The sequence below is a fragment of the Pseudomonas sp. WPR_5_2 genome, assembly GCF_003634475.1.
In the GTDB taxonomy this organism is placed as follows: Bacteria; Pseudomonadota; Gammaproteobacteria; order Pseudomonadales; family Pseudomonadaceae; genus Aquipseudomonas; species Aquipseudomonas izuensis.
On sequence record NZ_RBLA01000001.1, the window covers coordinates 785430 to 806861 of the forward strand.

The following is a 21432-nucleotide window of genomic DNA, read 5'->3' on the forward strand; positions in this document are numbered from 1 at the left end:
CCAGCTCCCACAGGTTCCCAGGTGTTCACATAACCTGTGGGAGCTGGCTTGCCAGCGATTAGGGCCTCCTTCACACCGCAGATTTAGCGATGGATGGACTGGGCCGCATCGCGCACAACCCGTAATAAATCAACCCGCCAAGGGCCGAGCCGGTGAACCAGCCATAGCTGTAGAACCAGCTGAATGCGTCGCTGCCCAGGGACAACAGCGTCAGCACCACCGGCACACCGAACGCGAGAAAACCGTTCCAGTTCCATGCCGGGTACACGTCATCGCGGTACAGCCCGGCAAGGTCCAGTTGCTGTTTCTTGATCAGGAAATAGTCCACCACCATGATCCCGGCAATCGGACCCAACAGGCTGGAATAGCCCAGCAACCAGTTGGAGTAGACGGTTTCCAGGCTGACGTCCGAGACAATCAGCCCAAGCTTCTTGAGCAGTTCATGGCCCATCAGCGCCAGGCCGACGAAGCCGGTGAGCATCACCGCCTTGGTGCGGTTGATCACCTTGGGCGCAATGTTCTGGAAGTCGTTGGTCGGCGACACGATATTGGCCGCGGTGTTGGTGGACAGCGTGGCGATGATGATCAGTGCCATGGCCAACGCGACCCAGACCGGGCTCTGGATATGGCCGATCAGCGTCACCGGGTCGGAGACGGTCACGCCCACCAGCTTCACCGAGGCGGCGGTCATGACCACGCCCAGCGAAGCGAACAGGAACATGGTCAGTGGCAAGCCCATGATCTGCCCGACGATCTGCGCCTTCTGGCTTTCGGCATAGCGGCTGAAGTCAGGAATGTTCAGCGACAACGTGGCCCAGAACCCGACCATGGCGGTGAGCCCGGCGGCGAAGTAACTGACCACGCTGGCCCCTTCAGGACGCTTGGCCGGAATCGCCAGCAATTCGGTCATCGAGACATTGGGCATCGCCCACACCAGCAGCCCCACGCCCACGGCCACCAGCAACGGCGCGGACAGGGTTTCCAGCCATTTGATCGACTCGGCGCCGCGAATCACCACCCACAGGTTCAGCGTCCAGAACATCATGAACCCCAGGACTTCTCCGGTGCCGCCCAGGGATTTCCAGCCATCGAAAATCGACCCCAGGAACAGGTGAATGGCCAGGCCACCGAACATCGTCTGGATACCGAACCAGCCGCACGCCACCAGGGCGCGGATCAGGCACGGGATGTTGGAACCAAGGATGCCGAACGACGAGCGCAGCAACACCGGGAACGGAATGCCGTACTTGGTGCCGGGAAAGGCGTTCAGGGTCAGGGGAATCAACACGATGATATTGGCGAACAGAATCGCCATCAGCGCTTCACCGACGCTCAGGCCGAAGTACGCGGTGAGTACACCGCCGAGGGTATAGGTCGGCACGCAGATCGACATGCCGACCCATAGGGCGGTGATGTGCCATTTATTCCAGGTTCGTTCGCGCACCTTGGTCGGTGCCATGTCGTGGTTGTAACGGGGACTGTCGAGGACATCGCTGCCGGCTTCCAGCTCAAACAAGCCGTCGCGCTCGGTCACTTGCGATCTGATCTGTTGCATGGCCGCTCCACTGTTCTTTGAATTATTTTTTTGCTCATCAGGGGCTGGCGACATCAATAAACGTGCCGGGCACCCCGTCTGCGCATCGGGCAGTTCCATAAACACTTTGCAAGTATCTGATTTTATTCATACATCTATTGATTCCCGGCGGTTACTTGCAATGCCACTCAGGCCGAATGTCAGGCAAGTTGTCCGAACAGACAGGACTCAATCTGGTGCGTGGATCTTTTTTTCAATGCCGCGCATCAACCATAGACCACGCTCAATCAGCTGATTTCACATAGGAAATCTTGACCATATTTCGATCCTGTCAAGTGCGTCAAAATGGTGAGCGGCCTCACCATTTTGGTGATTTTTAATTTTAATCTTTAATTATCAATGCGTTAAAACAGATATAAGCTTATAAAAAATATTCTTGCTGATTCCTCTAACAGCAGCTAGCGTTTATTCCTGACAGCGCTGACAGGAACCTACCTGTTTCCGCTGTCTTCATATAAGAACGTCAAGAACCGGCATCAGTCGGTCATGCCTGCGAGGAATCCGGAATGTCTCTGTTGATTCGTGGCGCCACCGTTATTACCCATGATGAAAGTTATCGCGCCGACGTGTATTGCGCAGACGGCGTGATCAAGGCCATCGGCGAAAACCTCGAAGCGCCCGCGGGTGCCGAGATACTCGACGGCAGCGGTCAATACCTGATGCCCGGCGGCATCGACCCGCACACCCATATGCAACTGCCCTTCATGGGCACCGTGGCCAGCGAGGACTTTTTCAGCGGCACGGCGGCGGGTCTGGCCGGTGGCACCACCTCGATCATCGACTTCGTGATTCCCAATCCGCAGCAGTCCTTGATGGAAGCCTTTCATCAATGGCGCGGCTGGGCCGAAAAATCGGCTTCCGACTACGGCTTCCACGTCGCCATCACCTGGTGGAGCGAGCAGGTCCGCGAGGAAATGGCCGAGCTGGTGAACCATCATGGAGTCAACAGTTTCAAGCACTTCATGGCTTACAAAAACGCGATCATGGCAGCCGACGACACCCTGGTGGCGAGTTTCGAGCGTTGCCTGGAATTGGGCGCGGTGCCCACCGTGCACGCAGAAAACGGTGAGCTGGTCTATCACCTGCAACGCAAGCTGATGGCCCAGGGCATGACCGGGCCGGAAGCCCATCCGCTGTCGCGTCCTTCCCAGGTCGAAGGTGAAGCCGCGAGCCGGGCGATCCGCATTGCCGAAACCCTGGGCACGCCGCTGTACCTGGTGCATGTCTCGACCCGGGAAGCCCTCGACGAAATCACCTACGCACGGGCCAAGGGCCAACCGGTCTACGGCGAAGTGCTGGCCGGGCATTTGCTGCTGGACGACAGCGTCTATCAACACCCGGACTGGCAGACCGCCGCCGGTTACGTGATGAGCCCGCCCTTCCGCCCTCGCGGTCATCAGGAAGCGCTCTGGCATGGCCTGCAAGCCGGCAACCTGCACACCACCGCCACCGATCACTGCTGCTTCTGCGCCGAACAAAAAGCCGCCGGCAAGGACGATTTCAGCAAGATCCCCAATGGCACTGCCGGCATCGAAGACCGCATGGCCGTCCTCTGGGATGAAGGGGTGAACACCGGGCGTCTGTCGATGCAGCACTTTGTCGCCCTGACCTCGACCAACACCGCGAAGATCTTCAACCTTTACCCGCGCAAAGGCGCGATCCGCGTCGGTGCCGACGCCGACCTGGTGCTGTGGGACCCGCAAGGCACACGAACGATTTCGGCCAAGACCCACCACCAGCAGGTCGATTTCAACATCTTCGAAGGCAAGGTCGTGCGCGGCGTGCCCAGCCACACCATCAGCCAGGGCCGGGTGGTCTGGGCCGACGGCGACTTGCGCGCCGAGCGCGGGGCCGGGCGCTACATCGAACGGCCGGCTTATCCGGCGGTGTTTGACTTGTTGAGCAAGCGGGCAGAGCAGCATAAGCCGACGGCTGTGAAACGCTGAGATCGAGGCCTTCGGCCTTCGCGAGCAGGCTCGCTCCCACACTTGAAATGCGTCCCCCTGTGGGAGCGAGTCTGCTCGCGAAGAGGCCGGATCAGACAACAACAAAAGCAATGCCCATGCAGAGGCATAACCTCCATCACCGTGAGGCCAAAAATCGTGATCAAGACCCTGAGCCACCTCCCGCACCCTTACGAGAATGCGGCCGCCCTCGCCGGCCATTTCACCGATCTGGCACCGCCGCTCAATGACCGACAGGCCCATCTGGAAGCCTCGCGCTGCCTGTATTGCTACGACGCGCCCTGCGTCAATGCCTGCCCGAGCGAAATCGATATCCCTTCCTTCATCCGCAACATCCATCAGGACAACGTCCAGGGCGCGGCACAGAAAATCCTCTCGGCCAACATACTTGGCGGCAGTTGTGCCCGGGTCTGCCCGACGGAGATCCTCTGCCAGCAAGCCTGTGTGCGCAACAACGCCCAAGAATGCGCACCGGTGTTGATCGGCCTGTTGCAGCGCTATGCGGTGGACAATGCGCATTTCAGCCAGCACCCCTTCCCTCGCGCCGCCACCACCGGAAAACGGATTGCCGTGGTCGGCGCCGGTCCGGCCGGGTTGTCCTGCGCCCATCGCAGCGCCATGCACGGCCATGACGTGGTGATTTTCGAGGCACGGGAAAAGGCCGGCGGCCTCAATGAATACGGAATCGCCAAGTACAAACTTGTGGACGATTACGCGCAGAAGGAGCTGGATTTTCTGCTGGAGGTTGGTGGCATCGAAATCCGCCACGGACAGAAGCTCGGCGACAACGTGAGCCTCAGCGACCTGCATCAACAGTTCGACGCGGTATTCCTCGGCCTTGGCCTCAATGCCAGCAAACAGCTGGGTCTACTGCATGAAGAGGCACCCGGACTACTGGCCGCCACCGACTACATCCGCGAGCTGCGCCAGGCCGATGATCTGACCCAATTGCCGCTGGCTGACCATTGCATCGTGCTCGGCGCCGGCAATACCGCCATCGACATGGCCGTGCAAATGGCCCGCCTCGGTGCCCATGACGTCAACCTGGTGTACCGCCGTGGCGTCGAAGACATGGGCGCCACCCACCATGAACAGGACATCGCCAAGGCCAATCAGGTACGCCTGTTGACCTGGGCGCAACCGGACGAAGTGCTGCTCGATGATCTGGGTCAGGTGCGCGGTATGCGCTTCGCCCGCACCCACCTGGTCGAGGGCCGCCTGCAGACCACCGGCGAAACCTTCGAACTGCCCGCCAATGCAATCTTCAAAGCCATCGGCCAGACCTTCGATGAAACCGCCCTCGCCGACCCATTGGCCCGGGAACTCAAGCGCCAGGGCGATCGCATTCTGGTGGACGAACAGCTGCGTACCAGCATCCCCGGCGTGTATGCCGGCGGCGACTGCACCAGTCTGGACCAGGACCTCACCGTGCAAGCGGTGCAGCACGGCAAACAGGCCGCCGAGGCCATCAATGCTCAACTGATGCTCAACGTGGAGGCTGCGTAAATGGCCGATCTGTCGATTGTCTTCGCCGGCATCAAAAGCCCCAATCCGTTCTGGCTGGCCTCCGCGCCACCGACCGACAAGGCCTACAACGTGGTCCGCGCCTTCGAGGCCGGCTGGGGCGGCGTGGTCTGGAAAACCCTGGGTGAAGACCCGGCGGCGGTCAACGTGTCGTCGCGCTACTCGGCGCATTTCGGGGCTAATAGAGAGGTTCTCGGCTTTAACAACATCGAACTGATCACCGATCGTTCGCTGGAGATCAACCTGCGGGAAATCACCCAGGTCAAAAAGGACTGGCCGGACCGCGCGCTGATCGTGTCGTTGATGGTGCCCTGTGTCGAAGAGTCCTGGAAAAACATCCTGCCGCTGGTGGAGGCCACCGGTGCCGACGGCATCGAATTGAACTTCGGCTGCCCCCACGGCATGCCGGAGCGCGGCATGGGCGCGGCAGTCGGCCAGGTGCCGGAGTATGTCGAGCAGGTCACCCGTTGGTGCAAGACGTATTGCTCGCTGCCGGTGATCGTCAAGCTCACCCCTAACATCACCGACATCCGTGTCGCCGCTCGCGCAGCGCACCGGGGCGGTGCCGACGCGGTGTCGCTGATCAACACCATCAACTCGATCACCAGCGTCAACCTGGAGCGTATGGTGGCCAATCCCATGGTCGGCAGCCAGAGCACCCATGGCGGCTATTGCGGTTCGGCGGTCAAGCCGATTGCCCTGAACATGGTTGCCGAAATCGCCCGCGACCCGCAGACCCAGGGCCTGCCCATCAGTGGCATTGGCGGCATCGGCAACTGGCGCGACGCGGCGGAATTCATCGCCCTGGGCAGTGGTTCGGTGCAGGTGTGCACAGCGGCGATGCTGCACGGTTTCAGGATCGTCGAGGAAATGAAGGACGGTCTGTCGCGCTGGATGGACAGTCAGGGTTACGCGAGCATTTCGCAGTTCTCAGGGCGAGCCGTGGCCAATACCACGGATTGGAAGTACCTGGATATCAACTATCAGGTGATCGCGAAGATCGACCAGGAGGCGTGCATCGGGTGCGGCCGTTGCCACATCGCCTGCGAAGACACCTCGCACCAGGCGGTGGCCAGCGTGAAAAAGGCCGATGGGACCCACGCCTATGAAGTGATCGATGAGGAATGCGTGGGCTGCAATTTATGCCAGATCACCTGCCCGGTGCAGGACTGCATCGAAATGGTGCCGGTGGACACCGGGAAGCCGTTTCTGGATTGGAACCATGATCCGAGGAATCCGTATCACGTCGCCGTTTGAATAATGTGTTGTCCGGGCTGGCCTCATCGCGGGCAAGCCCGCTCCCACAGTGATTTATGTCGTACGCAAATGCTGTGTACACCCGAGATCCCTGTGGGAGCGGGCTTGCCCGCGATGAGGCCAGCAGCAACACCGCACCTCTTCAAGGCTCCAACCCAATCCCCCGCAAAATCACACTCGTCACCGTCTGCACCGCCCGCTCGAACTGCATGTCCGACAGCGGCTGATGGTCATTGAGAATATTCACCTGGTGATCGAAGTCGGCGTAGTGCTGGGTCGAGGCCCAGATCATGTACAGCAGGCTCGAGGGTTCCACCGGCAGGATGCGTTTGTCGTCCACCCACTGGCGGATTTTCGCTTCTTTCATCTTGGCCCAGTCGTACAGGCTGGCGTCCAGTGTCTCGCTCAGGGTCGGTGCGCCGTGGATGATTTCGTTGGCCCAGACTTTCGAACCGTAGGGCCGGCTGCGGGAGTGGTTCATCTTGGCGCGGATGTAGCTGCTGAGCACCACCCGCGGGTCATCGAACATCTCGAAGCACAGCGCATCCTGTTTCCACACTTCCAGCAGGCCCAACAGTACGGCGCTGTATAGCTCGGTCTTGGTGCTGAAGTAGTAATGCAGATTGGAACGCGGCAGTTGCACCTCGGCGGCGATGTCGGCCATGGCGGTGCTGCCGAAGCCTTTTTCGGCGAAAACCTTCTCGGCCCCCAGCAGAATTTTCTCGACGTTACTGCGACGAATCTCGATCTTGTGATTGCCCATGAGGGCTCCCTGACAACAGCGTTAAACAAGACTAGCATCCGCTCTACCTCGCGGCGACAGGGTAAAAGCAAACTTCGTATAACTCGCGTTGCGCGACTAAACTTGCGCCCACATCGAACCTGTCGCCGAGGGACTCAACATGCGCTTCAAGAAAACCCTGACCACTACCGTCCTGCTCGGCTCGCTGCTCGCCGCTTCGTCGGTATGGGCACACGCCCACTTGAAAAGCCAGACGCCTGCCGCCGACAGCACCGTCAGCGCGCCGGCAGAGTTGAGCCTGGTCTTTTCCGAAGGGGTCGAAGCCGACTTCTGCAAAGTCACGATCACCAAGGACGGTGCCGATGTACTGGTGAAAAGCCTGATCACCCAAGGCGGCGATAAAAAGACCCTGATCGTCACCCCGGCCGTCCCATTGACCAAAGGCGACTACAAAGTCGAGTGGCACGTCGTGTCGGTCGATACCCACAAAAGCGAAGGTGCTTACGCGTTCACGGTCGGCCAGTAATACATGACGAGCGCGATGGTGCTGTGCCGTTTCCTGCATTTCACCGTGGTGCTGATGCTATTCGGGGCGTGGGTGTTCAGGCCACTGCTGTTGGCGCGCGGCACAACGCTGGATCAGCTACTGGCCCGTGTCAGCCGTTGGCTGGCGGCCGTGGCGCTGATCAGCGGTGTTGGCTGGTTGCTGCTGGTCACCGCCAGCATGGCTGGCGCCTGGGACGCAGCGTTCGAGCCATCGACCTTGCGCCTGGTACTGGACCGTACTTTTTTTGGTCAGGTCTGGCGCTGGCACCTGGTGCTCAACGCGGTGCTGGTCGTGTTGCTGCTGACACCGCTGCGCGCCAACCGGCCCTTGCAAATTATTCTCGGCAGCTTGCTGATGGCGACCCTGGCCCCGGTCGGTCATGGCGCCATGCTCGACGGTATCGAAGGCCAACTGCTGATCCTCAATCAACTGGTGCACCTGACCTGCGTCGGTGCCTGGCTCGGTGGCTTGATGTTGCTGGTGATGATCCTGTGGCGACCTGACGGGCATTCCATCAGCGCGCTGTTGCAGCGCTTCAGTGGTGTCGGTTACGCGTTGGTGGCCGGGTTGGTGGTCACTGGCCTGATCAACGTGCGGGTGCTTACAGGGGCCTTCTGGCCGACGCCCCTGCTGTCCGGGTTTGCCTTGATTCTGTCGTTCAAGGTCACGTTGGTTGCGGCAATGCTTGGGTTGGCCTTGTTTAACCGGCTGCGGGCCAACGATTGCCAACCGCGTCTGGCGACCTTGCGCAAGAGCGTGATGCTGGAATGGCTGCTGGGGATGGGCGCGGTGGCAGCGGTCTCACTACTCGGCACCATGCCGCCGATGATTTCCAGCTGACACCCCCCAATCACCTGTGGGAGCGAGCCTGCTCGCGAATAGCAATCTCACATTCACCCTCAATGTTGACTGACAGTCCGTCTTCGCGAGCAGGCTCGCTCCCACAGGGTCAACGAAGCCCCATGTCATCGTACAACTTCTGATTGACAACACGTAAAGCCCTCGCAAATAATCGCCCTCATGTTGTACGACGACGTATGACAAACATAACAACAAAAAACAAGAGAGCGTCACAGTGAGCAAACTCGCCCGCAATTCATCCCTCCGCAGTCTCCGTCCCATCTTTGCCCGTCGTCATACCCTGAGCCTGATCGGTTGCAGTAGCCTCGCCCTCGCCCTGCCCATGGTCAGCCAGGCCGAAGGTTTCACCGATGACGCCAAAGCCACGCTGAACCTGCGCAACGCCTACTTCAACCGCAATTTCACCAACCCGGCCTACCCCCAGGGCAAGGCTGAAGAGTGGACGCAGAACTTCATCCTCGATGCCAAATCCGGTTACACCCAGGGCCCGGTCGGCTTCGGTGTGGATGTGCTGGGGCTGTACTCGCAAAAGCTCGATGGCGGCAAAGGCACTGGCGGTACTCAGTTGCTGCCGATCCACGATGACGGCCGCCCTGCCGACAACTTCGGTCGCCTGGGCGTGGCGCTCAAGGGCAAGGTGTCGAAAACCGAATTGAAGGTCGGCGAATGGATGCCGGTGCTGCCGATCCTGCGCTCCGACGACGGCCGCTCGCTGCCGCAAACCTTCCAGGGCGCTCAGCTGACCTCCACTGAAATCAGTGGCCTGACGCTCTACGGCGGCCAGTTCCGCCAGAACAGCCCGCGCAACGATGCGAGCATGGAAGACATGTTCATGAACGGCAAAGCGGCGTTCACCTCGGACCGGTTCAACTTCGGGGGTGGCGAATACGCCTTCAACGACAAACGTACCCAGATCGGTGTGTGGTACGCCGAACTCAGCGATATTTATCAGCAGCAGTATTTCAACCTGACTCATAGCCAGCCTTTGGGCGACTGGACCCTGGGCGCCAACCTTGGCTATTTCATCGGCAAGGAAGACGGCAGCGCCCTGGCCGGCGACCTCGACAACAAAACCGCCTTCGCCCTGCTCTCGGCCAAGTACGGTGGCAACACGTTCTACGTCGGCCTGCAAAAACTCAGCGGTGATGATGTCTGGATGCGGGTCAACGGCACCAGCGGCGGCACCTTGGCCAACGACAGTTACAACTCCAGCTACGACAACGCCAAGGAAAAATCGTGGCAGGTGCGCCACGACTACAACTTCGTTGCCCTCGGCATTCCCGGCCTGACCCTGATGAACCGCTACATCAGCGGCGACAACGTGCACACCGGCACTATCACCGACGGCAAGGAGTGGGGACGCGAATCGGAACTGGCCTATACCGTGCAGAGCGGACCGCTGAAAAACCTCAACGTCAAATGGCGCAACGCGAGTATCCGCAAGAACTTCAGCACCAACGAGTTCGATGAAAACCGGATATTCATCAGCTATCCAATCAGCCTGCTGTAACCACTGTGGGAGCGAGCCTGCTCGCGAAAGCGGTTTAACATTCAACATTAATGTTGCCTGACTTGGCGCCTTCGCGAGCAGGCTCGCTCCCACAGGGTGAGTGTCTTGCCCCCCGTTAATTTCCGCCAAAGTTGCGTTGACAAAAACCGGGAAGCCTTACGATACTTCGACAATGTCGTACGACAACCTACAACAATTTCATGACAACCTGTCCGGGGACTCCCATGACGACCACTTCAACAGCCCGCGCCCCTTTCAATCGCCTGCTTCTGACCGGTGCTGCCGGTGGCCTGGGCAAAGTCTTGCGCGAAAGCCTGCGCCCCTATGCCAATGTCATTCGCCTGTCGGACATCGCCGACATCGCCCCGGCCATCGATGATCGCGAAGAAGTCGTACCCTGCGACCTCGCCGACAAGCACGCCGTGCATCAATTGGTCGAAGGCGTGGACGCCATCCTGCACTTCGGCGGCGTGTCCACCGAGCATTCCTTCGAAGAGATCCTCGGCGCCAACATCTGCGGCGTGTTCCACATCTATGAAGCCGCGCGCCGTCACGGTGTGAAACGCGTGATCTTCGCCAGCTCCAACCATGTCATCGGCTTCTACAAGCAGGATGAAGTCATCGATGCCCGCTCCCCTCACCGCCCGGACAGCTACTACGGTTTGTCCAAGTCCTATGGCGAAGACATGGCGACCTTTTACTTCGATCGCTATGGCATCGAAACCGTCAGCGTGCGGATCGGCTCTTCGTTCCCGGAACCACAAAACCGCCGGATGATGAGTACCTGGCTGAGCTTCGGCGACCTCACCCAATTGCTCGAACGCGCGTTGTACACCCCGGGCGTCGGCCACACCGTGGTCTACGGCGTGTCCGACAACAAGGACATCTGGTGGGACAATCGCTACGCTGCCGCGCTGGGTTATGCCCCGAACGACACCTCCGAAGTGTTTCGCGAAAAAGTCGAGACCCAACCCATGCCCGCCGCCAATGATCCGGCACGGGTCTATCAGGGCGGTGCCTTCTGCGCGGCGGGTCCGTTCGGCGACTGAAACCCTTCCTGCTGATCACTTGATCCCCACAACAAAATCCCAAGGGAATGAGTTGCCATGCAAGCCGAATTGATTGTCGATGCCCGCAACGCAGTCGGTGAAAGTCCGGTCTGGGTCCCCGGGGAAAACGCCCTTTACTGGGTCGATATCCCTGCCGGGGGCCTGCAACGCTGGAACGCTGATACCGGTCATGTCGACGCTTGGAAAACCCCGGAAATGCTCGCGTGCATCGCCCGCCATCCCGACGGTGGCTGGGTCGCAGGCATGGAGAGCGGCTTTTTCCACCTGACGCCGCACACTGACGGCAGTCTCGACAGCGAACCTCTGGCCCATGTCGATCATGCCCGCCCGGACATGCGCCTCAACGATGGTCGCTGTGACCGTCAGGGGCGTTTCTGGGCCGGCAGCATGGTGCTGAACATGGGCGCCAATGCAGCCGACGGCATGCTTTATCGCTACAGCGCCGGGCAACCCGGGCCGTTGGCGGCACAGCTGGGCGGCTTCATCGTGCCCAACGGCCTGGGCTTCAGCCCGGACGGACGCACGATGTACCTGTCCGATTCCCATCCATCGGTCCAGCAGATCTGGGCCTTCGACTACGACATCGACAGCGGCACACCGTCCAATCGCCGGGTCTATGTCGACATGAACCGGTTTGCCGGTCGCCCCGACGGCGCGGCCGTGGATGCCGAAGGCTGCTACTGGATCTGCGCCAATGACGCCGGGTTGATTCACCGCTTCACCCCCGACGGTCGTCTCGACCGCTCCCTGGCCGTTCCCGTGAAAAAACCGACCATGTGCGCCTTCGGTGGCAGTCGACTGGACACGCTGTACGTGACCTCGATTCGCCCCGGTGACGACCATGATCCACAGTCACTCGCCGGTGGCGTATTCGCCCTCGATCCCGGCGTCAAGGGCTTGCCCGAGCCGCTATTTCAGGATCGTTGATATCTTCTCCATGACCATGAAACTGCTCGAAATCAAAGACGAACTCACCCACCTCACCCTCGCCCCCGAACTCGGCGCGAGCATCGTCAACTGGACCGTGCGCGGCAGCGGCCAACCCCTGTTGCGCCACGCCGATGCACAGGCACTGAACACCGGCTTGCCGGGCAAACTCGGCTGCTTCCCGCTGGTGCCCTGGTCCAACCGCATCGCCGAGGGCGGTTTCGACTGCCCCGACGGCTGGCTGGCCCTGGCACCCAACAGCCTCACCGATCCGTTGCCGATTCATGGCAGTGCCTGGCAACAGCCATGGCAAGTGGTTTCCCAATCAGCGGACGAAGTGGTCCTGCAACTCGACAGCACGACTCCGTTTGCTTATCGCGCCCGGCAACGTTTTCATCTGAGCGAAGGCCGGCTGAGTATCCAGCTGCGAGTGACGCACCTGGCTGAAAGCGCGGCATGGCATGGCCTTGGATTGCACCCCTACTTTCCGCGCACGGCAAACACCCGCCTGCAGGCCCGGGCGGAGCAGGTCTGGTTGAGCGACGCATCGAAACTGCCGACCCGGCTCGTTGCACTGCCCGCGCAATGGGACTTCCAGCAATCCAATGCGCTGCCCGAAACCCTGGTCGACAACGGCTTTTGCCAGTGGAACGGCCACTGCCTGATCCAGCAGCCCGACCTGGGTTATGAACTGGAGTGCCAGGCCATCGGCAGCGATTACTACCTGCTCTACTGCCCGGCAGGACTGAACTTTTTCTGTATCGAACCGGTCAGCCACCCGGTCAACGCGCATCACCTACCCGGTCGGCCAGGCCTGCGGTTACTGGAACAAGGTCAGAGCACGCAACTGAGCTTCACCCTGCACTACCGGGCGCTCTCGGCCGGCACACCCAACAACTGACTTAACACCGCTCGCAATTTGCCAGGCTTGACCGGTTTGTTCAGCAATGGTGCGTCGAGCCGTTGCAGCGAACGCCGGCACTGGTCGGTACGGTCAGCGGTGATGATCACGGCGGGAATGCACTGGTGGAAATGCTCGCGCAAATGCCGCACCACATCACAACCCACCATGCCGTGGTCGAGGTGATAGTCCGCCAGAACCAGTTCCGGTGCCCTGCCTGCCAAGGCCGCCAGCGCCGAGGCTTCATCGGTAGCCGTCACCACTTCGCACCCCCACTGCCCAAGCAACGCACTCATGCTCTCGAGGATGCTCACTTCATTGTCCAGCACCAACAGACGCCGACCCGGTAACGGGTTGCCGGTACTCGGCTGGGGCACGACCTGACTGATGGGCAACGGCACTTCGTGGGAAAGCGGCACGTCGATACTGAACATCGATCCTCGCCCCGGCAGCGAATGCACGCCAATCCGGTAGCCGAGGATTTTGGCGATGCGCTCAACGATGGCCAGCCCCAGCCCCACGCCTTTGCGGTCGGCGGCGCGACCGACATCCAACTGGTTGAATTCGAGGAAGATCGAGTCGAGCCTGTCCGCCGCGATTCCGCGCCCGGTGTCCCAGACTTCCAGGCGCAAATACTCGCCCCGGCGTCGGGCGCCGAGCAGGATGCTGCCTTCGTCGGTGTAGCGGCAGGCATTGCTGAGGAAATTGCGCAGGATCCGCGTCATCAAGCGCAAATCGGTGCTGATGGCGTAATCACCCATGTGCACTCGCAGCCTCAACCCTGCAGCCTGGGCCACCGACTGGAACTCTGACACCAGCGGACCGAGCAATTCATCGAGGCGGTACGGTGCGATGTCCGGCTTGACCGCCGACTGATCCAGTCGGGAAATGTCCAGCAGATCAGTGAGCAGGTCTTCGGCCCCTTCCAGCGCCTGATGCGTGCGTTCGACCAGCACCTGTTCGACCTCCGGCAATTTGCGCTCGCGCAAGGTCGAAATCAGCAACCGGGCAGCGTTCAACGGTTGCAGCAGGTCATGACTGGCGGCAGCAAGGTATTTGTCCTTGCTGCGGTTGGCGGCTTCAGCGGCGTCACGGGCATCGCGCAAGGCCTGGGCGATCTGTTTACGCTGGGTGATCTGCTGCTGCAGGTTGCGGTTGGCTTCAAGCAGTTCATCGGTGCGTGCGGTGACGCGCTGTTCCAGCTCATCGTTGAGTTGTTGCAGGCGCTCCTGTGCCTGTTTGCGTTCGGTGATATCGGCGACAAAACCTTCCACCAGACCTTCCTGGCCAGGCTTGAGCAACAGGTTCATCAACACATCGATATGGCTGCCGTCCTTGCGCCTCAGGCGGGTTTCGTAACCGTGCAGGCTGCGTTGCTGCTGGAGGATTTCGCCAATGCTTTGCAGCTCCTGCAAGCCACCGGCAAACAGATTGCTGGCCAGATCGTTCAGGGAAAACAGCACCTCCTGCGGATCCTGATAGCCGAGCATGCGTGCCATCGCCGGGTTGGCGGCGCGCAACCCGTCTTGCAGGCTGGCCTGGAAAATCCCGTGGACCGCATTTTCAAACAGCCACTTGTAGCGGTTGCGCTCGGCCTCCAGTTCATCGAGGCGCGCGGCCAGCTCCGGGTAATGGCTCTTGCGCGCCGAATGGCTGCCCAACCCCAGCAGCCCGGCCAACGCCCGCTGTTGCTCGTCAGAGGGCTTCGCCATAAACAACCTCGACATCGCGCTGACTGGACTCGCGCGGATTGGTCAGGATGCACGGATCGTCCATGGCGTGTTGCGACAGGAACGGAATGTCCGCGGTACTGACCCCGTGCAAACCGAGGGTTTCGTGGAAGCCGATGGCATGCTTCAGGGCAATCAGGTGTTCGACCAGGCGCCCGCAGATCTGCCGCTGATTCAATCCTCGGCAATCGATACCGAAGGTCTCGGCGATCACCTTGAAACGCTCCGGTGACGAGCTGTAATTGAACGCCACCACGTGCTCCACCAGCACGGCGTTGCACAGGCCGTGGGGCAGATCGAGAAAGCCGCCCAGGCTGTGGGACATGGCATGCACCGCCCCCAGGATCGCGTTGGAAAACGCCAGCCCGGCCTGCATGCTGCCGAGCATGATTTTTTCGCGCAAAGCGATGTCCGTCGGGTTGGCGATCATCTGCACCAGATTGCCATTGATCAGGCGCATGGCCTCCAGTGCATGGGGATCGGTCAGCGGCCCGTGGCCGGTGGACACAAAGGCCTCGATGGCATGCACCAGCGCGTCGATGCCGGTACAGGCCGACAGGAACGGGTCCATGCTCAGGGTGGTTTCCGGGTCGATCAGCGACACGTCCGGCACCACTGCCTTGCTGACGATGGAGAACTTCATGCGCTCCTGCTGGTTGGAAATGATCACGAACTGCGAGACATCCGCCGAGGTGCCGGCCGTGGTCGGGATCAGGATCAGCGGCGGGCTCGGCACGCGGATGGTATCTACCCCTTCGAACTCGAGAATGCTGCGGCCGTGGGCAACCACAATGCCGATGCCCTTGCCGCAATCCATCGGGCTGCCGCCGCCGACGGCCACGATCACGTCACAGTGGTTTTCCCGATACAGCTCGGCACCGAGCATGACTTCTTCGACCCGTGGGTTGGGCGACACGGCGCTGTAAAGGCAGTATTCGATGTCCAGGGCTTGCAGGCTGGCCTCGACGTCGGCGACCCAACCGGCGGCAATCACCCCTGGATCACTGACCACCAGCACCTTGCGTGCGCCAAAGGTCTTGGCGTAATTGCCAACGTTATGCCGGCAGCCGGCACCGAAGATGATTTCAGGCGAGACGAATTTACGCAGTTGACTGAGACTCTGGCTCATTGGAAAGCCTGTTTTTATTGTTTTGGAAGGTAAGGCCACACTAACGCATCCGGCAGTGAATGCAATCAGACCAAGGTCACCTGCCCGGCTCCCTAATTCACCACAGCCCCCCTGTGGGAGCGAGCAGGCTCGCTCCCACAGGGGATTTTCGCTGCCTGGTCTATCCGCGATAGATCAGGCGCGAAGCCTTCTCATTGCGCAACGTCAGGTGTTCCATCCCCAACCCCGGCGCTTCGGCCTCCTCACGGGCCTTGAGGATGACGCCATGGTGCGGCGACTTGCTGCACACCGGGTCGGCCTGCTCGGCATCGCCGGTCAGCATGAACGCCTGACAGCGGCAACCACCCAGGTCCTTGTGCTTTTCATCGCAGGAACGACACGGCTCCTTCATCCAGGCATCGCCGCGAAAACGGTTGAAGCCGAACGACTCGTTCCAGATGTGGCTGATGCTGTGCTCGCGCACGTTGGGAAACGGCACCGGCAATTGCCGCGCGCTATGACACGGCAGCGCCGTACCGTCGGGGGTGATGTCGAGAAACAGGTTGGCCCAGCCGTTCATGCAGGTCTTGGGGCGCTCTTCGTAGTAGTCCGGGGTGACGAAAATCAACTTGCAGGGATGGCCCTGGGTCTCAAGGCGCTGGCGATATTCGTTGGTAATGCGTTCGGCGCGCTGCAATTGCTCGCGGGTCGGCAACAGGCCGACGCGGTTGAGCTCGGCCCAGCCATAGAACTGGCAGGTGGCCAATTCGACGAAATCGGCTTCCAGCTCCAGGCACAGGTCGATGATCCGGTCGATCCTGTCGATGTTATGCCGATGAGTGACAAAATTGAGCACCATCGGATAACCCTGGGCTTTCACCGCCCGGGCCATGGCCAGCTTCTGCGCGAAGGCCTTGCGCGAGCCGGCGAGCATGTTGTTCACCGCTTCGTCGGCCGCCTGGAAACTGATCTGGATATGATCGAGCCCGGCGACCTTGAAGTCGCGCACTTTCTGTTCGGTCAGACCGATGCCCGAGGTGATCAGGTTGGTGTAGTACCCCATGTCCCGCGCCGCCTTGATCAGCTGCGCCAGGTCCTGGCGCACCAGTGGCTCGCCACCGGAAAAGCCCAATTGAGCGGCGCCCATGTCCCGCGCTTCGCGAAACACACGAATCCATTCTTCGGTGCTCAATTCCTCGCCGTGTCGGGCGAAATCCAGCGGGTTGGAACAGTAGGGGCATTGCAGTGGACAGCGATAGGTCAGCTCCGCCAACAACCACAATGGCGGCCCGGGTAGTGAGTCATTCGATCCAGAATTGCGCACGGGCCACCTCCAGGAATGCCAGCACATCCTCGTCGATCCCCGGCACGCCGGGGAAACTCGCCGTCAGCCGGTCAATGATCGCCGCCACGCTACGCTGTCCGTCCAGCAGATCGAGGATCTGCCCGGCACTGGCATTGAGTTTGATCATGCCCTCGGGGTACAGCAGCACATGACAATCCTGGCGCGGTTCCCATTGCAGTCGAAAACTCCGACGCAATGACGGCGATTGCTCGCGACCGATGCCACTCACAGGGCAATCCCCCGATGCCAGACGTTTTCACCGGTGACCGTGTGATATGGCGGACGCTCCAACTCATAAGCCATGCTCATGGCGTCGAGCATGCTCCACAGCACATCGAGTTTGAATTGCAGGATTTCCAGCATGCGCTGTTGCGCGTCAAAGGTGACGTAATGCGCCAGGGTGATGCGCAAACCGTGCTCGACATCCCGTCGGGCCTGACTCAGGCGCGTGCGGAAATACTCATAGCCGGTCGGATCGATCCACGGGTAGTGCTGAGGCCAGCTGTCCAGTCGCGACTGGTGGATCTGTGGTGCGAACAACTCGGTCAGCGAGCTGCTGGCGGCTTCCTGCCAGCAGGCACGACGGGCGAAATTGACGTAGGCATCCACCGCAAACCGCACCCCAGGCAACACCAGCTCCTGGGACAGAATCTGCTGTCGATCCAGCCCCACCGCTTCGCCCAGGCGCAGCCAGGCTTCGATGCCGCCTTCGCTGCCGGGGGCGCCGTCGTGGTCCAGCAGGCGCTGAATCCACTCACGGCGGATTTCGCGGTCGGGGCAGTTGGCCAGAATCGCGGCGTCTTTCAGCGGGATGTTCACCTGATAGTAGAAACGGTTGGCGACCCAGCCCTGGATCTGCTCGCGGGTGGCGCGGCCGGCGTACATGGCTTGGTGGAAGGGGTGATGGATGTGGTAGTAGGCGCCCTTGGCGCGCAGGGCGGCTTCGAATTCGGTCGGGGTCAACGCTGTATCGGTCATTGCGGGTCTCCGGGAAATCTTCGGTGTCTGGTCCGGCCTCATCGCTGGCAAGCCAGCTCCCACAGGGATCTGCGGTGTACACAATACCTGTGGGAGCTGGCTTGCCAGCGATGGGGACCTCAGCTACAGCACAATATCCATGCCGTCATAAGCCACCTCGATCCCACGCCGCTCCAGCAGCGCCCGCTCGGCCGAGTCTTCGTCGAGGATCGGGTTGGTGTTGTTGATGTGAATCAGCACCTTGCGCTGGCGACCAAAACCTTCCAGCACCTCCAGCATGCCGCCCGGCCCGCTCTGCGCCAGATGGCCCATGTCGCTGCCCAGGCTCTGGCCGACATCGCAAATCCGCATCTCGTCATCGCGCCATAACGTGCCGTCCAGCAACAGGCAATCGGCGCGCTGCATCCAGCCCAGCAGTTCGTCGTCGACTTGCCCCAGCCCCGGTGCATAGAACAGCGAGGCACCGCTGCGCAGATCCTCGATGAACAAGCCGATGGTGTCCCCCGGTTGCGGATTGCCGCGATTGGGCGAGTACGGCGGTGCGTTGCTGACCAGGGGAATCGCGCGAAATTGCAGGTGGGCGCAGGCCGGAATCTGAAACGGCTCGCGGTCCAGACCTATGGGTTGCCAGCGCAACCCGCCGTTCCAATGCGCAAGCATGGTGAACAACGGGAAACCGCTGCTCAGGTCCTGATGCACCCGCTCGCTGCACCAGACGTCATGCGGGCAACCTTCGCGCAGGCTCAGCAGACCGGTGCAGTGATCGATCTGGCTGTCCAGCAACACCACGCCAGCGATGGCGCTATCGCGCAACCGGCGCGCCGGTTGCAGCGGCGTAAAACTGTCGAGTTGCGCGCGGATGTCCGGCGAAGCGTTGCACAGCACCCAGTCCACACCGTCGTCGCTCAGGGCAATCGACGACTGCGTGCGCCGTTGTGCGCGCAGGCTGCCATTGCGTACGCCCGCGCATTGGCGGCAATTGCAGTTCCACTGCGGAAAACCACCGCCGGCGGCGGATCCGAGTACACGGATGTACATGAGCAATGCTCCAGAAGGCAGACCCGGCCAACGCAGCGCTGGCCGGGTGAACAATCAACGGTTGGCGAAATACATCGTCACTTCGAAGCCAATGCGCAGATCGGTAAACGCGGGTTTAGTCCACATGGGTCATTCCTCTTCTTGTGCCGGGCGATTCCGGTAGCACCATTAATGCACGGGGCGCCGGGCGCCCGAATGCTACTTTCGAAGGAGGTCTAGGGGTGCGTTGGTAGGGGGGTGACGGACAAACGAAAACCATTGTGGGAACGAGCCTGCTCGCGAAGAGGCCGGCACATTCACCCTTGATGTTGAATGTCAGTCCGTCTTCGCGAGCAGGCTCGCTCCCACAGGGGAATGTGGTGGATTTAAAGGATCAGAAGAAGCCCAGCGGATTGATGTCGTAGCTCACCAGCAAGTTCTTGGTCTGCTGATAATGATCGAGCATCATCTTGTGGTTTTCACGGCCGACGCCGGATTTCTTGTAGCCACCGAACGCGGCGTGCGCCGGGTACAGGTGGTAGCAGTTGGTCCATACCCGCCCGGCCTTGATCGCCCGGCCCATGCGGTAGGCACGATTGATGTCGCGGGTCCACAGGCCGGCGCCGAGGCCGAACTCAGTGTCATTGGCAATCGCCAGGGCTTCGGCTTCATCCTTGAACGTGGTGACACCCACCACCGGGCCAAAGATTTCTTCCTGGAATACCCGCATCTTGTTAGTGCCCTTGAGCAGGGTCGGCTGGATGTAATAGCCGCTGGACAGGTCACCCTCCAGACGCTCGGCCGCGCCGCCGGTGAGCAACTGGGCGCCCTCCTCCCGGGCGATGTTCAGGTACGAGAGGATCTTGTCGTATTGCTGCTCCGATGCCTGGGCGCCAACCATGGTGTCGGTGTCCAGCGGGTTGCCGCGCTTGATCTTGACGATCTTCTTCATGACTTCGGCCATGAACGGCTCATAGATCGACTCTTGCACCAGTGCCCGGGAGGGACAGGTGCACACTTCGCCCTGGTTGAAGAACGCGAGCACCAGGCCTTCGGCGGCTTTTTCGATGAACGCGGGTTCGGCACTCATGATGTCTTCGAAAAAGATGTTCGGCGACTTGCCGCCCAATTCAACGGTGCTCGGAATAATGTTCTCGGCGGCGCAATGCATGATGTGCGCCCCCACCGGGGTCGAGCCGGTGAAGGCGATCTTGGCGATGCGTTTGCTGGTGGCCAGCGCCTCGCCGGCTTCGCGACCGAAGCCCTGGACGATATTCAGCACGCCCGCCGGCAGCAGGTCGGCAATCAGTTCGGCGAAGACCATGATCGACAGCGGCGTCTGCTCCGCTGGCTTGAGCACGATGCAGTTACCGGCGGCCAGAGCGGGCGCGAGTTTCCAGGCGGCCATCAGCAGCGGGAAGTTCCACGGGATGATCTGCCCGACCACGCCCAATGGCTCGTGGAAATGATAGGCGGTGGTCAGCTCGTTGATCGCGGCGGCGCCGCCTTCCTGGGCACGGATGCAGCCGGCGAAGTAACGGAAATGGTCGGCGGCCAACGGCACGTCGGCGTTCAGGGTTTCACGCACGGCCTTGCCGTTGTCCCAGGTTTCGGTGACGGCGAGGATTTCCAGGTTCTGTTCGATGCGGTCGGCGATTTTCAACAACACCAGGGAGCGGTCCTGGGCCGAGGTTTTGCCCCAGGCGTCAGCGGCGGCATGGGCCGCGTCGAGGGCCTTGTCGATGTCGGCGGCGCTGGAGCGCGGGAATTCGGCAATCACTTCGCCGTTCACCGGCGAGGTGTTGGTGAAGTACTCGCCATTGACCGGTGCGACGAATTCACCGCCGATAAAGTTGCCGTAGCGGGGTTTGAAGGAAACGACGGCACCGGGTGTTCCGGGTTGGGCGTAAATCATGATGAGGCCTCTGTCTGGGTCGATGCCTGCCATGGCGACAGGCGATGAACCGATACTAGAGAGCCCCGCGCACCACACGAATACATCATTGGCAGGAGGGGCTCTCGTTATTTGGTAGTAGGTCCTGCGCTGATCCCTGTGGGAGCGAGCCTGCTCGCGATGACGGTGTGTCAGTCGACAACTTTGTTGACTGTGCCGGCCCCTTCGCGGGCAAGCCACGCTCCCACCGGGTTTGGTGTCGATTGCATAATTCGAGAACGACACAAGAACCTGTGGGAGCGAGCCTGCTCGCGATGGCGGTGTGTCAATCGACAACTTTGTTGACTGTGCCGGCCCCTTCGCGGGCAAGCCACGCTCCCACCGGGTTTGGTGTCGATTGCATAATTCGAGAACGACACAAGAACCTGTGGGAGCGAGCCTGCTCGCGATGGCGGTGTGTCAG

The 21432-nt window shown here is 60.9% G+C and carries 19 protein-coding genes; 9 read left to right on the top strand and 10 right to left on the bottom strand.

The window, feature by feature from the left end; genetic code table 11:
* Positions 1 to 70 precede the first annotated feature (70 nt).
* On the bottom strand, positions 71 to 1555 hold the full coding sequence (locus tag BJ917_RS03425; RefSeq protein ID WP_121101884.1) for an NCS1 family nucleobase:cation symporter-1: 1485 nt from the start codon (positions 1553 to 1555) through the stop codon (positions 71 to 73).
* Positions 1556 to 2100: 545 nt separating this feature from the next.
* On the opposite strand from BJ917_RS03425, the gene hydA reads away from it, so the two are divergent.
* The 3 genes from hydA to preA all read left to right on the top strand — a co-directional run bounded on the left by hydA (position 2101) and on the right by preA (position 6339).
* The gene (gene hydA, locus BJ917_RS03430; RefSeq protein WP_121101887.1) at positions 2101 to 3540 is read left to right on the top strand and encodes a dihydropyrimidinase; all 1440 of its coding nucleotides are present in this window, start codon (positions 2101 to 2103) and stop codon (positions 3538 to 3540) included.
* Between the two features lie 156 nt (positions 3541 to 3696).
* Complete coding sequence (locus BJ917_RS03440; RefSeq protein ID WP_121101892.1) at positions 3697 to 5064, top strand: NAD(P)-dependent oxidoreductase; 1368 nt, start codon at positions 3697 to 3699, stop codon at positions 5062 to 5064.
* Positions 5065 to 6339, top strand: a complete 1275-nt coding sequence (preA, locus tag BJ917_RS03445) for an NAD-dependent dihydropyrimidine dehydrogenase subunit PreA (protein ID WP_096510937.1) — start codon at positions 5065 to 5067, stop codon at positions 6337 to 6339.
* A 142-nt stretch (positions 6340 to 6481) separates the two neighbouring features.
* On the opposite strand, the gene BJ917_RS03450 is transcribed toward preA, so the two are convergent.
* Positions 6482 to 7102 (bottom strand): TetR/AcrR family transcriptional regulator, encoded by a 621-nt coding sequence (locus BJ917_RS03450; protein WP_121101895.1) that lies wholly within the window; start codon positions 7100 to 7102, stop codon positions 6482 to 6484.
* 139 nt (positions 7103 to 7241) lie between these two features.
* Here BJ917_RS03450 and copC point away from each other — a divergent pair, with 139 nt between their 5' ends.
* The 6 genes from copC (at position 7242) to BJ917_RS03480 (ending at position 12897) form a co-directional block, all read left to right on the top strand.
* Positions 7242 to 7607 carry a copper homeostasis periplasmic binding protein CopC gene (gene copC, locus BJ917_RS03455; RefSeq protein WP_096510933.1) on the top strand — a complete coding sequence of 122 codons (366 nt, stop codon included), beginning with the start codon at positions 7242 to 7244 and terminating at the stop codon, positions 7605 to 7607.
* 3 nt (positions 7608 to 7610) lie between these two features.
* Positions 7611 to 8468, top strand: a complete 858-nt coding sequence (gene copD, locus BJ917_RS03460) for a copper homeostasis membrane protein CopD (RefSeq protein WP_121101898.1) — start codon at positions 7611 to 7613, stop codon at positions 8466 to 8468.
* A 235-nt stretch (positions 8469 to 8703) separates the two neighbouring features.
* On the top strand, positions 8704 to 9999 hold the full coding sequence (locus BJ917_RS03465) for an OprD family porin (RefSeq protein ID WP_256658492.1): 1296 nt from the start codon (positions 8704 to 8706) through the stop codon (positions 9997 to 9999).
* 224 nt (positions 10000 to 10223) lie between these two features.
* Positions 10224 to 11048: an NAD(P)-dependent oxidoreductase gene (locus BJ917_RS03470; protein WP_096510927.1), complete on the top strand. Its 825-nt coding sequence runs from the start codon at positions 10224 to 10226 to the stop codon at positions 11046 to 11048.
* A gap of 57 nt (positions 11049 to 11105) precedes the next feature.
* Positions 11106 to 11996: an SMP-30/gluconolactonase/LRE family protein gene (locus BJ917_RS03475; protein ID WP_121101901.1), complete on the top strand. Its 891-nt coding sequence runs from the start codon at positions 11106 to 11108 to the stop codon at positions 11994 to 11996.
* Between the two features lie 10 nt (positions 11997 to 12006).
* Positions 12007 to 12897, top strand: coding sequence for an aldose 1-epimerase (locus tag BJ917_RS03480; RefSeq protein ID WP_096510923.1), 891 nt, complete (start codon positions 12007 to 12009; stop codon positions 12895 to 12897).
* Here BJ917_RS03480 and BJ917_RS03485 read toward each other — a convergent pair.
* The 8 genes from BJ917_RS03485 to BJ917_RS03520 form a co-directional block, all read right to left on the bottom strand.
* Positions 12861 to 14609: a NahK/ErcS family hybrid sensor histidine kinase/response regulator gene (locus tag BJ917_RS03485; protein ID WP_096510921.1), complete on the bottom strand. Its 1749-nt coding sequence runs from the start codon at positions 14607 to 14609 to the stop codon at positions 12861 to 12863. The genes BJ917_RS03480 and BJ917_RS03485 overlap by 37 nt on opposite strands.
* Positions 14593 to 15756 carry an alcohol dehydrogenase-like regulatory protein ErcA gene (gene ercA, locus BJ917_RS03490; RefSeq protein ID WP_121101904.1) on the bottom strand — a complete coding sequence of 388 codons (1164 nt, stop codon included), beginning with the start codon at positions 15754 to 15756 and terminating at the stop codon, positions 14593 to 14595. The genes BJ917_RS03485 and ercA overlap by 17 nt, the downstream gene beginning before the upstream one ends.
* Before the next feature lie 160 nt (positions 15757 to 15916).
* On the bottom strand, positions 15917 to 17059 hold the full coding sequence (gene pqqE, locus BJ917_RS03495; protein WP_096510917.1) for a pyrroloquinoline quinone biosynthesis protein PqqE: 1143 nt from the start codon (positions 17057 to 17059) through the stop codon (positions 15917 to 15919).
* Complete coding sequence (pqqD, locus tag BJ917_RS03500; RefSeq protein ID WP_121101907.1) at positions 17037 to 17309, bottom strand: pyrroloquinoline quinone biosynthesis peptide chaperone PqqD; 273 nt, start codon at positions 17307 to 17309, stop codon at positions 17037 to 17039. The genes pqqE and pqqD overlap by 23 nt, the downstream gene beginning before the upstream one ends.
* Positions 17306 to 18058, bottom strand: coding sequence for a pyrroloquinoline-quinone synthase PqqC (gene pqqC / locus BJ917_RS03505; RefSeq protein WP_121101910.1), 753 nt, complete (start codon positions 18056 to 18058; stop codon positions 17306 to 17308). Before pqqC ends, pqqD begins: the two co-directional genes overlap by 4 nt.
* 123 nt (positions 18059 to 18181) lie before the next feature.
* Positions 18182 to 19096 carry a pyrroloquinoline quinone biosynthesis protein PqqB gene (pqqB, locus tag BJ917_RS03510; RefSeq protein ID WP_121101913.1) on the bottom strand — a complete coding sequence of 305 codons (915 nt, stop codon included), beginning with the start codon at positions 19094 to 19096 and terminating at the stop codon, positions 18182 to 18184.
* A 54-nt stretch (positions 19097 to 19150) separates the two neighbouring features.
* Complete coding sequence (pqqA, locus tag BJ917_RS03515; protein ID WP_003253598.1) at positions 19151 to 19222, bottom strand: pyrroloquinoline quinone precursor peptide PqqA; 72 nt, start codon at positions 19220 to 19222, stop codon at positions 19151 to 19153.
* 247 nt (positions 19223 to 19469) lie between these two features.
* Positions 19470 to 20990, bottom strand: coding sequence for an aldehyde dehydrogenase family protein (locus BJ917_RS03520; protein WP_121101916.1), 1521 nt, complete (start codon positions 20988 to 20990; stop codon positions 19470 to 19472).
* Positions 20991 to 21432 lie beyond the last annotated feature (442 nt).

Coding starts and splice junctions, on each gene's coding strand:
- BJ917_RS03425 (WP_121101884.1), bottom strand. CDS start 1,555: ATGCAACAGATCAGATCGCAAGTGACCGAGCGCGACGGCTTGTTTGAG.
- hydA (WP_121101887.1), top strand. CDS start 2,101: ATGTCTCTGTTGATTCGTGGCGCCACCGTTATTACCCATGATGAAAGT.
- preA (WP_096510937.1), top strand. CDS start 5,065: ATGGCCGATCTGTCGATTGTCTTCGCCGGCATCAAAAGCCCCAATCCG.
- BJ917_RS03450 (WP_121101895.1), bottom strand. CDS start 7,102: ATGGGCAATCACAAGATCGAGATTCGTCGCAGTAACGTCGAGAAAATT.
- copC (WP_096510933.1), top strand. CDS start 7,242: ATGCGCTTCAAGAAAACCCTGACCACTACCGTCCTGCTCGGCTCGCTG.
- copD (WP_121101898.1), top strand. CDS start 7,611: ATGACGAGCGCGATGGTGCTGTGCCGTTTCCTGCATTTCACCGTGGTG.
- BJ917_RS03470 (WP_096510927.1), top strand. CDS start 10,224: ATGACGACCACTTCAACAGCCCGCGCCCCTTTCAATCGCCTGCTTCTG.
- BJ917_RS03475 (WP_121101901.1), top strand. CDS start 11,106: ATGCAAGCCGAATTGATTGTCGATGCCCGCAACGCAGTCGGTGAAAGT.
- BJ917_RS03480 (WP_096510923.1), top strand. CDS start 12,007: ATGACCATGAAACTGCTCGAAATCAAAGACGAACTCACCCACCTCACC.
- BJ917_RS03485 (WP_096510921.1), bottom strand. CDS start 14,609: ATGGCGAAGCCCTCTGACGAGCAACAGCGGGCGTTGGCCGGGCTGCTG.
- ercA (WP_121101904.1), bottom strand. CDS start 15,756: ATGAGCCAGAGTCTCAGTCAACTGCGTAAATTCGTCTCGCCTGAAATC.
- pqqC (WP_121101910.1), bottom strand. CDS start 18,058: ATGACCGATACAGCGTTGACCCCGACCGAATTCGAAGCCGCCCTGCGC.
- pqqB (WP_121101913.1), bottom strand. CDS start 19,096: ATGTACATCCGTGTACTCGGATCCGCCGCCGGCGGTGGTTTTCCGCAG.
- BJ917_RS03520 (WP_121101916.1), bottom strand. CDS start 20,990: ATGATTTACGCCCAACCCGGAACACCCGGTGCCGTCGTTTCCTTCAAA.